We start from the raw sequence: 15901 nt of genomic DNA, 5'->3' as shown, positions 1-15901 counted from the left end.
CATCAGCGTTCTTCACAACCGCGAGGCCGCCATCGCCGCGTGATGGAAAAGGCTCAGTGGCGTGCAGGATGTGGAACGCTCACGGGCGTCTACGCCGAGGAGGCTGGGCTACCTGGCACGCTGATCCATTGAGGTCTTCGAGATAAAATGAAACACCGGAGGCTGAGCAGCGCGGCGGTCGGTCCCGCCCGCCGAAGCGCCGCTCTACCCCGGCCACGGCCAGGCATCAGCCGAAGTAGGCGTGCCTGCTGGCTTAACGGCAAGCCCCACGACCGAAACGGGATCCGGACTGGTTAACTCAATCTATCCGAAAAGTCCCCTGCGGTAACGCACTCCGGTGGAGCCGAGGCCGGTTGGCGGCTAGGAGTCGTACCGCTTTGGACGGATGCCGACGAGCGGGCCGTCGGTGACCCGCAGCTTTCCATCGTGATCGTCTGCCTCATCGGGCAACAGCGTCACGGTGAATCCTGCGGCGTGCAGAACGGCGGCGTAGGCAGCGATTAGCGCGTTCTCGCAACGCAGCCTGAAGAGTCGCATGCTGTACGCCGGATGGCCGGGATCTCTTGCGGTGTCGCTGTAGGTCGCCTCGAACTCTTCTTCACCGACGAGGAGATATACGTCGACCTCCTCGGCTTGGCCGGTCAGTTGGAAGCCTGCTGTGGGCTCCTCGTACTCCGCGAAACCGGCCATGACGAGGACTTTGCGAACGTTCTCCTTGAGCGCGCTCATGGCCCCAGTGTCTCTGAGTTCTGCGCTGTGCGGGGCCAAGTTCGAAAGCTTAGGCGGGGAGTATGCTCACCGGCCCGTCCGTCATAGCCGCGGGCAATGACCACCTGTTGGCCGACCCGGACCCTGCCGGGGAGCAGGCCGTCGACCAAGAGATGGCCTCCTGCTAATAGAGCCCAAACGAAACTCCACCTGCAACCCATCCCAATACCACTCCAAGCGCACCATCCGGCAGCCATCACTACACCCTCAACCTACACAAACACCCACAAAAGGCGCACCGACTTCTTCCCTCAAAGCAGCCCCCGCCCCCTCACCTAGAAGAGGAACCGAGGACATCGACAAGTCCGTCGAACACCGCGAATCTGGTTGGCCTCAGGGCGAAAGGGAGAGTGTCATCACCCGTCTGTTCGCAATCGCTGAGACCCTGCTGCTCCTATTGGCCGTGCCCGGTGTGATCGCTTGCTTCTTCAGCTGTGTGGTCCTCGTGACGCAGGTAGCAGAACGGCTAATCGGCCCTCATTACTACCGGTGGGCTTGCGAGCTGGACCGGCTGGAGACCCCGGCGACGATCGGCATCGCTACGCACCGCTGCTCTCCTGCGGGGTCGCAGTCTCCACGGGCTTCGGCATCAACGTCCTCACCGGCGATGACCAGAGTCCCAGGACGGTCTTCCTCGGGTTCGTGTACGTCGTGACGCCCATACTCGGCCTCACCTGGGGAGGGCTGAGGCTGGTGAAGCTCGGACCACCTGGCCGGGCTCTGCGACGATGTCGCAGACAGCTGCACGGCTACGCCCTGCTCACCATGGCACCGGCCGACCACGAGCAGGCCTTGGTATTCGCCCGGCGCATCGAACACGCCGGGCAGCACATGGTCCAGCAAGCCGACTTCCTCACCGTCCGTCAGTGGATCCGCAGTAAGAAGTCCGCGATGACGTTCCAGCTTGGGTGCTGGTCGCTGGGGATGTTCTGCGTTCTTCCAGTCCTCCTCTGGCTGGACGGCAAGGTCCCCCACCCCGAGCGCACCGCCGTTGACGGCGCCGCGCTGCGACTCGCTCTCCTGGTAATAATCCCCGTCAGCGCGATAGGGGCTCTGGGAACGCCGTTCACCCCTTGCTCGAGAGGTCCTCCCACCGCTGGAGGCTCCGCACCGTCGGGGAGGAGTTGGCCGCCTCAGCCCGGCGCGCGATCGACAACCTCGACCGACACCGACCCGTCTCTCCACAGCCAGCCCCGGCGCCATGGTGGCGCGGCCTCCCGCAATGGTGGGCCAATCGCCCCTGGGCAAGGCGGGCATGATCAAGGAGGCAGCCCAGCCTCCTTCTCCCACACGTCTCAGGGCGGACCAGAGTTTCCACCAGACCCGAGGCGATTCATGGGTGCCTTGTGTAAGCCACCGCTCCAACCTTGCTTGTAGCGGGGGCTGTCTCTTTCGCCTCAGTCTTCAAAACCAGTCGCGGCACGGCGGGGTATCCGGTTCACTAGGACGAGTGTTGACCTTGTGACCATGGGTGATGAACTGTTCTCGGCTTCCCTCTGCACTTCTTGAGGATCGGGCTCGCTGGTGCCACGGGTCAAGAACGATGGGCTCTACGAAGTCAATGTGTGCCAGACCGGTCCCGGGCATCAGTCTCCCTGAACCCTCGCGACCGGATCTGGTCTGCGGACGAGACGGAAGAGAAGCACAGTGAGACTGGGGCGCCTCAAGGTAGTCAACTACTCTCGGTTGCAGGATGTGGATCTTGAGGTCCGGCAACACCTGGTGGTGGTCGGCGCCAACGACGTCGGCAAGACCTCCCTGCTGCGGTTGCTGAACCTGGCCTTGGCTGCACCGCTTGGGCAGCTGTATCAGAGTTTGTCGCGCGAGGATTTGCGTGATACTGACAGGCCGCTGATGGTGGAGGCCGTCCTCCGCGACTTCTCTGCGGTGGAAAGCGGGGTGTTCTATCGGGAGATCGATGTCGACCCGATGACCCGTCAACGCACGCTGACCGTCCGGCTGGAGGTGATCCCATCGGTGGACGATCCCGAGGCCGTGGACATTCAGCGGGTCCTGGCCGGCACCGCCGACCGGCGTCCGCCCACCCGCGAGCAGCTGCTGGCACTGGGATGGCGCTACCTGCCGGCCACCCGCGGCACCGGAGCCGCGCAGCTGGATGGACCCAACAGCGCGCTGCGGATCCTGCTCGACGGGCTCGACCTGGGAGGGGAGAAGTCCCACCTGGCCGGGATCCTGCTGGATTTCAACGCCAAGCTGCACACGAGCGAGAAGCTCAGCGAGCTGCGCAGCCGCATTGCCCAGCATCTGGCCAAGTCGATGCCCAAGCCGGTTGCCGGTGATGATCTGGCGGTGCGCACCGCAGCGGATCCTGCGGCGTCGGTACTGGAAGGGGTGGGGATGTATGTCCAGCGAGAAGACCAGTACATCCCGGTCTCCGAGCAGTCCGATGGGTTGCGTCAGCTCATGGCCATGACCTTGTTCGATCTGGCGGAGAACAGCGCCAACATCATCGCGGTCGACGAACCCGAACTGCATCTGCACCCGGCCAGCCAGCGGACGGTGGCCGAGTTGTTCGTCGCGGGCGCCAACCAGAAGGTCATCTGCACGCACTCTCCCTACATCCTGCAGCGTTTCGAGCCGTCTGACGTGGTGGTGATCACTCCGGACGGGACGGCACACCAGATCAGGGATGACAAGCTGAACGTGATCGAGAAGCTGCGTGCTCAATGGTGGTCCTCCCGGCTGCTGGAAGCGCTGACCGCCCGGTACGTCATCGCCGTGGAGGGGGTGGCCGACCGGATCATCGTCGAGGCCGCCGCCCGGGTTCTGGGCATCGGTTTGGACCGTATCGGTGCGGTGGTCTTCGAGCTGGACGGGGCGGATAAGTTCCGCCACGTCTACAAGCTGCTCGGTAAGGAAGGGTTCGGTGTTCATGTCCTAGGCCTGGTGGATGTGCAGGAGCTCGGCATCTTCACCGGCGCTATCGAAGGCAAGCCCAAGGACATCGTGGGTAGCCAGGTCTGGGCCTGTCAGGCCGATCTGGAAGAGGAGTACTGCACGGCGTTGACGGGTCCGGTGGCTGGAGGAATCCTCATCGACGCCGGTGTCGCCAGGGCCCAGGGGCTGCTGCAATCCTGCGGCGCGACCGCGCTGGAGGAACTGACCGCTGAAGCTGTTGCGGCCTACTGCCGCAAGAACAAGGTGGAAGCCGCAGTGGTCATCGCCGCGAAGCTGACGGAGGCGATGGTGCAGCAGATGTCCAGCATCCGCGGCCTGCTGGCCAAAGTCGCGGAGTTGGCCGAAGCATGATCCCCCCGCTCGATCCGGCGCACAGTCCACGCGAGAACCTGCTGGTGATCGCTCCGCCCGGCTGCGGCAAGACCGAACTACTCGCCCGACGCGCCGCGCACCTTCTTCCCGTCCTGGAGCCGCATCAACGGATCCTGGCGTTGACGTTCTCCAACCGGGCCAAAGCCAACCTGGCCGAGCGGCTGCTGACCGGGTTGGGACCGCAGCGGTTCCGCCGTATCAAGGTCACCAATTTCCACGGGCACGCCGCTGAGCTCATCCGCGCCCACGGCCCGACCATCGGCCTGGACCCTCACTGCCCGCTGGCCAACAAGTCCACCCTCAGCCAGGCCATCGAGCCCTATATCTCCGGCTTGCCGTTCGCCGCGGCGGCGCAGAGCAAAAGGCAGATCGAACTTGCTCTGGCCGCAGCCAAAAGCCAGCCCCACGATGATGACGAAGTCCTCAAAGTCCTTGCCGAGATCGGCAATCAGGCGGCGCTGGAGATCGAGTTGGAGCGGCGCCAGCAGGGCGTTCTGCACTACGACGACCTCCTCAGGCACGCCCAACGGCTGCTGGGCATCAAGAAGATCGCCTACCTCTACCAGCAGCACTTCAGCGCGATCCTGGTCGATGAGTTCCAAGACCTCTCCCCTCAGCAACTGCAGATCGCGCTCGCCAGCACCGCCCGACACCGCACCTTCGTCGGCGATCCCCTGCAAGGCATCTACAGCTGGGCCGGGGCCCGCCCCGCCGAGGTCGAAGCCCACCTGCTCGAAATCTGCGGTGAGCCTCACTACCTAAACACCTCCTACCGTTCCTCCCCCGCCGTCCTAGCCGTCGTCAACCGCGCCAGCTCCCTGCTGGGCGGTCAACCCCTGCAAGCAGCCGATCCCGCGGCCTGGCCTTCCGGAGGACAAGCCCTCTACGCGACTTTCGACACCGGACTGCAAGAGGCCCAGTGGATCCTGGACGAAGCCACCCGTCTGCTGGAAGCCGACCCGAGTACCACCATCGGCGTCATCATCCGAGCCGCATGGCGCCGCCGGCCCATCGACGAGGTCTTCGCCAACGCCAAAATCCCCACACAGCGGTGGGACCTGCCCATCGAAGACGACCTCATCGTCCAGCACCTCCTCGACGCCATCCAACGCCTGCCACGACAAGCCGACATGGCAACGATCACCCAGACTGTCCTGGAGAGCATCGATCCCACCGACGTCGACACCCGTGAGCAAGCACTCCACGCCCTCCACGAGTTCAGCACCCTGGTCAAGCACGACGGCACTCCCAGAGCCGCCGCCGCGCAGCTCCGCCCACCCGCAACCGAGCGGGCCATCAGCCCAGGCGTGCACATCCTCAACGCGCACACCGGCAAAGGCCAGCAATTCGACTGGGTGTTCATCCCAGGCATCGAGGGCTTCCACATCCCCAGCGGCCAAGCTAAAACGCCCGCCGAGCGGCAAGAAGAGCTACGCGTCGCCCTCGTCATGCTCTCCCGGGCCCGTCACGGCCTGGCCGCCACCCGCGCTCTGACCCTCATCGCCAACAGCGGCAATCCCTACTCCACCAAACCGAGCCAATGGTGGGCCGCCATCACCTCCGCCTGCCACCCGGCGTGAATCACATGGAAATTCCCGGGCTCACTGACTCCTTCGGCGAGCAGTACCGAGCCTCCATAATGAAGCGTCCGGGGTCTGGTGGAGCCGATGGTCTGCCCCGAGATGTAGGGAAGAAGGAGACTCGTGGGAAACAAGACGGGCACGACGCGCCTGGACTTCGATCCCTCGACCTCGGCCTCGCCGCCTGACCGAGGTCCCGGACTATCCAGCGGAGATTGCACGTTAGACGATTTCGCCGCAGGTCATGGCGTTGCGGAGGCGTGCGGCGGATCCGGGATTTCGGCTGTGAATAACTGGCTCTTGTGAAATCCTTGCCCCACTATGCCTACTGAGAAAACGTCACTTGAGGAGCCGACAATGGATAGCGAGATTCAGTTGATCGGCGATGACGACGGCCTGGAGATCTTCGAGGATCCGGCGGCTGTCGAAAAATATCCCGTCTCAGAGGGCCCGTCTTCGTCGAAGGACCTCGGACCTGGGCTTAAGTACCGCCGCAATCAAGCGGCCGTCGTAGTGGTAACAGCTTCCGTGGCTGCCGTAAACTTCCGCCGCTGGCTGATGATAACTAAGGGGTCCGCGCAGCATGCCATGAAGTTCGGGCTGGTGAAGGGCAAGGATCCACGCACGCTCTATGCGATGGCGGGGAAAGCAGGCTCGATCAAGTCATGGCTCCAGGTCGAGAAAGGGCTCGTCTCGCGCCTGGCCCACCCGTCCACTCTTGCTGTTGTCGCAGGGTGCATGGCGTTGGCTGCTCTCCACGCCCGGCGAAACCATGCCGACGCCCTGGCCGAGCTGGGCAAGGAGACCGAGCGCGCCGAGGAGACGGCCGCGGCTCTCGCCGAGGTCCGTACCGAGAACAAAGCCCTCACCTTGGCCAACAAGAAGCTGCGTGCCGCGGCCGAGAACGCCCTGGAGGCCGAGAACGCCCGCGTCCTGGCCGCTGTCGCGGCTATCCGTACCGACCTCACCGCCCAGATCGCCGAAGCCACCGCGAAAGCGGCGGCTGCCGAGCAGCTTGCCCGCGCCGAGCGCGCCAAGCGCCTCGCCCTGGCTGCCCAGCTCGCCACCGCCCGTGCCGATCTGGACGCCGCACGCCGCACCAACGGCCTCGATACCGTAGCAACGGTTGGCGGCACCAGCCGGTAACCCGACTGAGCCGAAACCCTCACCGGTAACCGCCCGCGATCCTCCCGGCTCAGCACCGCCACGCACACCCTGGGACCGATCCTGCTCCGGCTTCCGGGCCGTTGTCCACAGCCGAATCCCGGATCCGTCGCATGCCTCCGCAGCGCCATGACCTGCGGCAAAAGCGCATGCCGATCGTGTTCGGCCGAAGTCCCCAGAAGACCGGACCTAGACCAGAGAGATTGGACAGTAGCGGCGGTTCGCCGTCCCGGCAATCCACGAAGGTTCAGGAGACAGCAGGTGGCCAAATAAGCCTCGTCAGGATGGATCGGCAGATCGGATGAGAAGAGCCGGGTCTGCGTTCAGGCCGCGAGCGATGGCGAGGACCGATCAAGCGTTACGAACTGTCGTTGTCGTACTAAAGTCATCGCCACCATGTCTGGCTGGTCTGAAGATACGTCGGATACGTGCCTGGTTCGCATGGCTGTTGTCTTCACACCACTGCTGGTCAGCGACACTGCGGCGTCAGTGGTGTGGCCAGATGAGCACTATGGCTTCAAACGGTGCTTCCGCGTCTCCGGCGACCGGGCTTGCGGCCTCCTCAGGCCGGCCCCGGCCGCCAGTGCATCAGAGTGCTCCCTCATGAGGTGCAACAACGACGTCCTCATGGGAGCTGCCCCCCGAGCTGATGCGATATTGCTTTTCGGTCTCCCTGCCCCTGGCTGAGGATCCTTCGGCTTGAACAGAGGAGACCACCTGCTCAGAGCAAGTACGCCTTGTGGATGCTTCCGTCTTGCTCGATGACCGCGATCTGGTTGCCCTTAGAGGTCTCTTCCTCAAAGAACTTCCAGATGGCGATTGCGCGGCGGATGCCCTCAGTGATGGACAACCCCTTGCGTTCGATCAGGGCCTTGAACACATTCGCCGACTCGATGCCGAGATTGAACGACATGCGGACGTATTTGGCGTCGTTGTCCTTCTGATCCTGCTTACGCCTTGACCGTGTGGGCTTCTCGTGTGCATCGGTCTCGAGTGGCTCCATCTGACTGTCCTCCTGCGCCGCGGTGCTCTTGACGACGTCTTGATCATCTTTCGCTTGATCGTATGGGGAGTTAGGAGAGGTGTGGCTGCTGGGGGCTGTGATGTCGTTGGTTGTCGCTGTTGGTTTTCCCCTACTTCTCTCAAAAATCAGCATGTTTGTCACACGGTGCCCGCTTCTGGTTGCGTCAGACTGCATTGGTCACTTATTGCTTCCAGGTTGCTACTTTTCGCTGTTCAAGATAACTCATGTACACGATTGCCGTGCAGGATACGTAGAACAACAGAGATTCCTCATATATTCCTCCCCATTATTGTGCACTGTACATGGTAACCAGCCGGTCATCATCCCCCTAAGGGGCCCCCCGTGTTGGGCTCTCATGATCAAGTGGGCATCCGGATGGTCAAGCTAGCAAGGTGGTTGGCCGCTGCATGCTGGATGCCCGCTTGACACCACGCCCGGCAGACATCAGATAAACCACGACTATGATGTGCGTTAACAACACCTTGTCTGGACGGTATCTGCGTGTCTGAAGCGCTTCAGGTACGCTAGGGCCTCGGCGGGGTCGAGATGTTGAGGAGGGGTCCGCCCGCGACAGCAGTGCGGGGCCCGCAGGCGGATCGCCTGGGGCCCCATCAGTATTCGCGAAGGGTGAAAGCCCTACACGGAACAGCACAGAGGAGTGCCCAAGGGGCACAACGACGTGCCGAGGAGAAACCTTGAGCAGTGATCGTCTGGCCTCGGTCAGCGGAGGAGAAGCCGAACCCTCCCTCGGCGGTCCGCAAGCAGACGGCGAGCCACAGACTGATGAGGAGGAGAAGAGACCTCTGCTTCCTCGGGACCCACAGGGAAAGCCCGAGTACGAATTGATCGACCTGGAGACCATGCCTGCGGCCAACCCGGAGCCGGTCGTCCAGAAGGCACGCGCACCCGAGGGGAGAAACCAGCGGACGTTCCTCCTGATCATGATTATCGGGATCGTCCTGACCACGACGGTCGGGGTCAGCTGGCTGGGCGCCGCGTTCATGGAGCCGGAGCGCTGGGCTCAGCTCCAGCCGGAAGTGAAGGAAGTCCGCACCTGGGTCTTCTTCACCGCTGGGCCAATCATCGGATACTTCTTCGCGCACAGAGACAACGGCGGATAACGATGCGGGCTGTGTGACCAGGTGAAACACACCTAACCAACACACAGCCCGAACCCAGTCGGCGATGCCGCGCTGATGGTGCTTGGGATCCACGTACAGCAGCATTAGGACGAGATAGGACATGTTCTCGTCCATCGCGTACATCCAGCCGAGTGCTGGCCGCGGTCGTCAGCGACGAGCATGGTGTATGCCGCGTCCAGCGAGAGGGGTCGCTGGTCGGCCTTCCTGATGTGCAGGTTTAAGAAAACCTTGATCTTCGCGCGGCGGGCGGTGAGGCGTTGTTCTAGCAGCGGGGTAGCCGAGGTCGCTGGTCGATGCTGTCATCTTCCGGGGCGACATGTCCAACGGCCACAGCGAGACCTACAGCCGCGACGACGTTTCCGAGCTTTATGCCCGCAACCTCGTGGAGGAACAAGCAGTGCTCTACGAGCAGATGATCAGGGATCTGCAGGACGAGGACGAGCCGGGACAGGTCGGTTTGTGGTAGCCCCAGAGTCCGCAACCGTGCTGGTGTCGTCGGTGAACGCATGGTCGAAGGGGTCTAGTGAGCTGGTCGAGAAATTCTTGAGCAGTAGTGGCAGATGTGGTCGATGATCTGGTCGGCGGTTTTCTTCCAGGTGAAGAGTCGTGCGTCCTTGTTCCAGATGTCGATCCAGGTGTGGAGTGCGGTAGTGAGTTGGTCGACCGAGCAGAACACGCCGCGGTCCGGGCAGCGGCGTTGGAGTTCGGCGAACCATCGCTCGATCTGGTTGATCCAGGAGGAGTAGGTGGGGGTGAAGTGCAGGGTGAAGCGGGGATGCTGCATGATCCAGTGTTGGACGACGGGTGCTTTGTGGGCGGACAGGTTGTCGCAGATGACATGGACGTCCAGGCCGGCGGGCACGTGGGCGTCGATGTCGGCGAGGAAGTCGCGGAAGTCGATGGCGGCGTGTCGGTCGGTGACCTTGGCGATGACCTGGCCGGTGGCGATGTCGAGTGCAGCGAACAGGTCGACGGTGCCGTGCCGGACGTAGTCGAAGCTGCGGCGTTCGGGGGTGCCGGGCAGCACCGGCGCGGTCCGCTCCAGAGCCTGGATCTGGGGTTTTTCATCTACGCTGAACACCACCGCGTTGGTCGGCGGGGCCAGATAGAGGCCGACAACGTCCCGGATCTTGTCGATCAGCAGCGGGTCCGGGGAGATCTTGAACGTCTCGGTCTTCCATGGCTGGAGGCCGAACGCCTTCCAGATCTGCCCGACCGACGTTGAGGACATCCCGACCTTCCGCGCCAGCCGCCGTTTGGACCAGTGCGTCTCGCCTTCAGGGACGCTCTCCAACGTCATAACCACGACCTGCTCGACCTGGGCGTCGGTGATGGTGCGGGGAACTCCCGGCCGAGGCTCGTCGGCCAGGCCGTCCAGCCGGTCGGCGATAAACCGCGCCCGCCACCGGGCGATCGTCCCCCGTGCCACCCGCAACCGGGCCGACACCACGAAGTTGGAGTGGCCGCCGGCGCGCTCCAGCACGATCCGCGCCCGCACCGTCAGCCCCTGCGCCGTGGTCCGGCGGGACGCCCACCCCTGCAACACCACCCGCTCATCATCGGTCAGCACCAGCGGCGGCAGCCTGTTGTCTCCCATCCCACCAGCACACACCACAAACCACGAACGGCCACCACCAAGTTACATAAGACAACACAAGTGGTGACCGTCCGACTCACGACCAACTCACTAGGCCGTGAACCTCGGTGGCCCCAGCAGCTTTGAGTTTCTTGGCGACGGCGTTAAGCGTATTGCCGCCGGTGAAGACATCGTCGTACACCATGATGCGTAGGCCCCTGACGCAATCGGGCTCCGGCACGGTTAACGCTGACGGCAGGCGGGCCGCCAGGATGCGCCGCTCGAATGCGGAGGTCGTCTCGCGCATCTTCTTGGCCTTACGGTTCTTTTCGGCCAGAGGCGGGTCGAGGACGAAGGGAAACCCGCGGTCGTCTTCTTCGATGGTGCGCTGACCCCGAAAGATCCACGGATACCGGACCTCCAATGAGGTCTACGCTGACCTCTGCGGACAGGCTGGTGCATTGACCCCCTGAACCCGCCAACGATTCTCAACACCACGGGCTAGGCCGCCGACCGGTCTGCGTGGTGGTGTAACAGGTTGGTGGCGAGCGGTGTCGCGACGGGCGGCGGGTAGAGGCTGGGGTTGATTCTGGTGTTATGCGCCGATGGTGGAAGGGCCCGTGGGTGGGAACGGCTGCACTCGCCGGGGGGACGGGGTTGTTGGCTCTTGCTCCAGATGACTGGCCGTGGGGGGTACGGCTGCTTGCCGGGGTGGTGGGTGCGGGTTTTGCGGGTGCGGTGGGCAGCGTGGCGAGCATCGCTTTGGGCCCGGACCCGGTAAAGGTCGCTCGCGAGAATCTTGACGGTCTGCTGGAGCCCCTCGCCCCACCCGCTCCCGGCGGCCAGGAGCAGCGCAGTGTGCTCGTCCTGCTAGAGCCTCGGTGGTGCCCGGCCCCGTTCCGGGGCCGCGGTGATGAGGTGCGCAAGTGGTTGGAGTGGTGTGAGGACGATCCGGCGGCGGTGTCATTGCTGGTGGCGGATGGTCCGGGCGGGTGTGGCAAGACCCGTTTGGCGTTGCAGGCTGCCAGGCGGCTGGTCGAGGTGGGCTGGCGGGCGGGCTGGCTGAAGGACGGCCGGGCCGCAGAGCTGGTGGCTGCGGCTGCTGTGGTGCCGGACCCGGTGCTAGTCCTTATTGATGATGCCGACACCCGCACCGACCTTCCCGCCCTGCTCGCCGACCTGAGCGGCTATGAGGGGACGGGCCTGTTGCGGGTAGTGCTGATCGCCCGGCACAGCGACGAACTCGAGGCCGCTTTGCAGTCCCGCAGCCCAAGTCGGCACGCCGCCGCGTTGGGCGTCGCCCAGCGGATGTCGTTGGAGCCGTTGGGGGAGCAGGGGGATCTGGTGCGCTGGTACGGCGAGGCCGTCGAGGCCTTCACCGCCGCCCTTCAAGTCCAGGCGCCGCGCACCTCGGTGACGGTGGCGCCGGTTCGTCAGGGCCAGATGATGGTGGAAGTCCTCGCCGCGGCCATGGTGGCCGTGCTCACCCACAGTCCTCCCGACGCCTCTGCCGCTCCGCTGGGCGAGGTCGCAGAGGCGTTGTTCCAGCACGAGGCCGGCTGGTGGGCCGCCACCGCCCGCCAGGAACGCTGGGCGATCCGTGATGCCACCAACGACACCCTCGCCGACGTGCTGGCCGCCCTGGTGCTGTTCACCCCCCAGGGAGAGGAAGCAGCTGCCAGCGTGCTGCGGCGGATCCCTGAGCTCGCCGATGCCTCGCAGGAGAGGGTGCGGTACCTGGTGCGGTGGGCTCGCGCCCTCTACCCGCCGACCGTTGGTCCGATGGTGCGCATCGGCCCAGACCTGCTCGTCGACTGGTTCATCACCCATCGGCTCACACGCGACGACCATGCCTTGGCCCGCAACCTGCTCACTGGGCTCGACGAAGACCAAGCCGCCCGTGCCCTGACCGTTTTGGCTCGCGCCGGCGAACACCATCCACCCGCCCATCTGCTCTTCCAGCAGCTTCTGGGCGGCGACCCGGTCCGGCTCGCCCGCCACGCCGTCTACGCCGCCCTCACCACTGGCCGGCGCGCCCAGCTCGACCACACCACCGCCCAGACCCTGACCGACGCCGACCTCGACCCCGACACCATCGCACTCCTCCAAGCCCTTCTGCCCGCCCACGCGCTGCCCCGCACCGCTCTCGCTCTCGCCCGCCACCACCTCCACCACACCCGCACCAACGGCACCACCACCGACTTCGCCAATGCCCTCACTGACCTCAGCGTCGCACTGAGCCGGATCGGGCAGCACATGGAGCAGTTGGACGTGGCGCGGGAGGCGGTCGCGCTGCACCGCCAGGCCGCCGCTGACAACCCCACCCACCAGCCCAACCTCGCCCGCGCCCTCGCCAACCTCGGCGCTGCGCTGGACGAGGTCGGGCAGCATACCGAGCAGTTGAAGGTGACGCGGGAGGCGGTCGCGCTATACCGCCAAATCGCCGCTGACAACCCCACCCACCAGCACAACCTCGCCAACGCCCTTACCGACCTCAGCGTCGCACTGAGCCGGATCGGGCAGCACATGGAGCAGTTGGACGTGGCGCGGGAGGCGGTCGCGCTGCACCGCCAGGCCGCCGCTGACAACCCCACCCACCAGCACAACCTCGCCAACGCCCTCACCAACCTCGGCGCTGCGCTGGAACGGATCGGGCAATACACGGAGCAGTTGGACGTGGCGCGGGAGGCGGTCGCGCTGCACCGCCAGGCCGCCGCTGACAACCCCACCCACCAGCCCGGCCTTGCCCGGGCCCTTGCCGACCTCAGCATTGCGCTGGGCCGGATCGGGCAGCACATGGAGCAGTTGGACGTGGCGCGGGAGGCGGTCGCGCTATACCGCCAGGCCGCCGCTGACAACCCCGCCCACCAGCACAACCTCGCCAACACCCTCGCCGACCTCAGCGTCGCGCTGAACGAGTTCGGGCAGCACATGGAGCAGTTGGACGTGGCGCGGGAGGCGGTCGCGCTGCACCGCCAGGCCGCCGCTGACAACCCCACCCACCAGCCCGGCCTCGCCCGCGCCCTCGCCAACCTCGGCGCTGCGCTGGACGAGGTCGGGCAGCATACCGAGCAGTTGAAGGTGACGCGGGAGACGGTCGCGCTATACCGCCAAATCGCCGCTGAAAACCCCGCTCACCAGCACAACCTCGCCGACGCCCTCGCCGAGCTCAGCGTCGCACTGAGCGAGGTCGGGCAGCACACCGAAAGCCTGGAGGTGGTGCGGGAGGCGGTCGCGCTGTACCGCCAAGTCGCTGCCGACAACCCTGTCCACCAGCACAACCTCGCCCGCGCCCTCGCCAACCTCAGCGTCGCACTGAGCGAGGTCGGGCAGCACACCGAAAGCCTGGGGGTGAAGCGGGAGATGGTGGGTGTGTGGCGTGAGCTGGCGGAGTGGAATCCCAACCTGTACCGACAGGCCTACCTCGACCACCGCGGCGAACTGCAACGCCAGCTGGCCCAGCTTGGCGAGGAGCGGGACGCCATCGCCCTCGACCTTCCCGATGCCCCCAACGACAACGAGTTAGACGAGGAACAGAACGAGGACCCAGCCGACGGATCCTGACCGACAGACCGCCATTGGCACATCTCAGGTGTCTAAAAACCGATCGGTTCTCCGACACCCAGCGGGACGCTCTTCTCGCCGCAGTGAGCGGCCTTCGGCGCTGTCGGGGATACGTGTTGAGAACGTGGCCGGCCGCTGCTGCCCAGGTGAGGGCACGGCGAGTGGCGGGTGCTCGCCGAACAGGGCTAGCGTCAATGATCATCTACGGGTGTGCTGGTCACGATGGCAACCGCGGGCGCAGTGGCGGGCACCGCGCCGGCCCGCGCGGCCGAACAGATGCTGCCGCTGCGCGAGGCGGCCGCGGCGCTGCCGGTAGTCGATGAGTCGTGCGGGGGATATGTCCGCACCGCGTTCAAGCACTGGATCGATGAGGATCGGGATTCTTGCTCGACCCGGGCCGAGGTGCTCCTGCAGGAGGCCGTGCAGGAGCCGCAGGTGGGCGAGCGGTGCAGGATCGGTAAGGGCGGCCGCTGGTACTTCTACTACAACGACGTCTACCTCACCGCCCCCGGCGGCCTCGACATCGACCACATGGTATCCACGCCCGCGACCTGAGACCTGGACATATTCGCTGGTCAGAGCGTCAGCGGTATGCCGGTGACGGCCCGGATAACAGTGGCCTGGCATGGGTCCCGACCTTCCGCCGCGCGGCCGGCGCGATCAGAGGTCGGTGAACTGGTTGACGGTGATCGGCGCATTCGGGCAGCTGTCGGTCAGGGTGGTGAGCGCGGCTTGCTCGGTGGTATCGATGCTCAGGCCCCAACGGAGTTTGATCGCGATCCATTCGCTGGCGTAGCGGCAGCGGACGTCGATGCGGGGCGGCAGCCATTCGGCGGGGTCTCGGTCGACTTTCGACCGGTTGGCCTTGGCGGTGACCGCGACCAAAACCCTAGGGTCCGTGAGATCGTTGGCGTAGTCTTGGCGGCGCTGGGCGGTCCAGGCGGAGGCGCCGCTATCCCAGGCCTCTGCCAAGGGCACGACGTGGTCGGCGTCCAAGCCAGACGCGCCGTCGACGTAGACGTCGTCGTAGTAGCTGTACCAGCGGCCCCCGGTCAGCACGCACCGCTCGCCCTGTGCCGGCGCGTCGACCGCCTCCGCCAAGAGCACCTCGGCACGAGTGGAGCAGCCGTCCTTGTCGGCGTCGATCCAGTGCTTGAACGCGGTGCGGACATAGCCTTCGCGAGACTCGGCCGCCACCGGCAGTTCCGCCAGCGCGGCCCGCAACGGCAGTTCCTCAGCGTGTGCGGGGGCCGCCAGGCCCACCACCCCGGCCGAGGCCGCCGCCAGTACACCCGCGCACACCCTGAACAGCACCACCGGGGCCTCCATGATCAGAAGGTGATCGTGAGACGGTAACCCGCCCGGCCGAACGCTCACCATCCGCCGCGCCACCCATCGACAGGCATGCGCACTACACCCAAGCCGTCACGTCTGTCACGGTCAGCAGTTAGTTCCGGCAGACAACACTGACAGTCACACAGAGAACGAATCTACTTACTCTCTGCCACGTACGTCAGCGGCAGGTGAAGCCGGGGCGGGGATGTGGTGCACATCGTGGGCAAACCTGCGGGCCAGAGAGGCTTTCAGGTGCATCCTCGGAGGTGGGTGGTGGAGCGCACCTGGGCCCGGTTGCTGCTGCGCCGCCGCCTGGTCCGCGACTACGAGCGCGACCCGACCACCCTCAGAGGTCCTCATCCGCTGGGCCGCCATCGACCAGATAAGCCACCTCGCCATCCGTCCCGGACCCCAGCCCCTGGAATACACCCGCTGAACGCCCGACGATCAGCTCTAA

General features: G+C 65.1%; 12 protein-coding genes and 1 pseudogene. 8 read left to right on the top strand and 5 right to left on the bottom strand.

Annotated elements, in window-relative coordinates; translation table 11 throughout:
• Positions 1-360 precede the first annotated feature (360 nt).
• Positions 361-729: a hypothetical protein gene (locus tag ABD327_RS27530; RefSeq protein ID WP_344454336.1), complete on the bottom strand. Its 369-nt coding sequence runs from the start codon at positions 727-729 to the stop codon at positions 361-363.
• Between the two features lie 1734 nt (positions 730-2463).
• Here ABD327_RS27530 and ABD327_RS27525 point away from each other — a divergent pair.
• The 3 genes from ABD327_RS27525 (at position 2464) to ABD327_RS27515 (ending at position 6785) form a co-directional block, all read left to right on the top strand.
• On the top strand, positions 2464-4038 hold the full coding sequence (locus ABD327_RS27525; RefSeq protein ID WP_344454334.1) for an ATP-dependent nuclease: 1575 nt from the start codon (positions 2464-2466) through the stop codon (positions 4036-4038).
• Entirely contained in the window at positions 4035-5639 is a 1605-nt protein-coding gene (locus ABD327_RS27520; RefSeq protein WP_344454332.1) for a UvrD-helicase domain-containing protein, read from the top strand. The genes ABD327_RS27525 and ABD327_RS27520 overlap by 4 nt, the downstream gene beginning before the upstream one ends.
• A 357-nt stretch (positions 5640-5996) precedes the next feature.
• On the top strand, positions 5997-6785 hold the full coding sequence (locus ABD327_RS27515; protein ID WP_344454330.1) for a hypothetical protein: 789 nt from the start codon (positions 5997-5999) through the stop codon (positions 6783-6785).
• Positions 6786-7524: 739 nt separating this feature from the next.
• Here the strand turns inward: ABD327_RS27515 and ABD327_RS27510 are convergent.
• The gene (locus ABD327_RS27510) at positions 7525-7959 is read right to left on the bottom strand and encodes a hypothetical protein (protein WP_344454328.1); all 435 of its coding nucleotides are present in this window, start codon (positions 7957-7959) and stop codon (positions 7525-7527) included.
• Between the two features lie 563 nt (positions 7960-8522).
• On the opposite strand from ABD327_RS27510, the gene ABD327_RS27505 reads away from it, so the two are divergent.
• Positions 8523-8948 (top strand): hypothetical protein, encoded by a 426-nt coding sequence (locus tag ABD327_RS27505; RefSeq protein ID WP_344454326.1) that lies wholly within the window; start codon positions 8523-8525, stop codon positions 8946-8948.
• A 337-nt stretch (positions 8949-9285) separates the two neighbouring features.
• Positions 9286-9435, top strand: coding sequence for a hypothetical protein (locus ABD327_RS27500; protein WP_344454324.1), 150 nt, complete (start codon positions 9286-9288; stop codon positions 9433-9435).
• 54 nt (positions 9436-9489) lie between these two features.
• On the opposite strand, the gene ABD327_RS27495 is transcribed toward ABD327_RS27500, so the two are convergent.
• Entirely contained in the window at positions 9490-10566 is a 1077-nt protein-coding gene (locus tag ABD327_RS27495) for an IS630 family transposase (RefSeq protein ID WP_344454322.1), read from the bottom strand.
• A 76-nt stretch (positions 10567-10642) separates the two neighbouring features.
• Entirely contained in the window at positions 10643-10969 is a 327-nt protein-coding gene (locus ABD327_RS27490) for a ComF family protein (RefSeq protein WP_344454320.1), read from the bottom strand.
• A 494-nt stretch (positions 10970-11463) separates the two neighbouring features.
• On the opposite strand from ABD327_RS27490, the gene ABD327_RS27485 reads away from it, so the two are divergent.
• Both ABD327_RS27485 and ABD327_RS27480 read left to right on the top strand, forming a co-directional pair.
• Positions 11464-14109 carry a tetratricopeptide repeat protein gene (locus ABD327_RS27485; RefSeq protein WP_344454318.1) on the top strand — a complete coding sequence of 882 codons (2646 nt, stop codon included), beginning with the start codon at positions 11464-11466 and terminating at the stop codon, positions 14107-14109.
• A gap of 210 nt (positions 14110-14319) precedes the next feature.
• Positions 14320-14664 carry a hypothetical protein gene (locus tag ABD327_RS27480; RefSeq protein ID WP_344454316.1) on the top strand — a complete coding sequence of 115 codons (345 nt, stop codon included), beginning with the start codon at positions 14320-14322 and terminating at the stop codon, positions 14662-14664.
• A gap of 105 nt (positions 14665-14769) precedes the next feature.
• On the opposite strand, the gene ABD327_RS27475 is transcribed toward ABD327_RS27480, so the two are convergent.
• Entirely contained in the window at positions 14770-15438 is a 669-nt protein-coding gene (locus ABD327_RS27475) for an HNH endonuclease family protein (RefSeq protein ID WP_344454314.1), read from the bottom strand.
• A gap of 216 nt (positions 15439-15654) precedes the next feature.
• Between ABD327_RS27475 and ABD327_RS27470 the strand changes: the two are divergent.
• A pseudogene (locus ABD327_RS27470) lies at positions 15655-15789 on the top strand (transposase); the annotation flags it as partial.
• Positions 15790-15901 lie beyond the last annotated feature (112 nt).

Source organism: Actinocorallia aurantiaca (assembly GCF_039533685.1).
Classification (GTDB): Bacteria; Actinomycetota; Actinomycetes; order Streptosporangiales; family Streptosporangiaceae; genus Actinocorallia; species Actinocorallia aurantiaca.
This window is presented reverse-complemented; position numbering and strand designations above follow the sequence as displayed.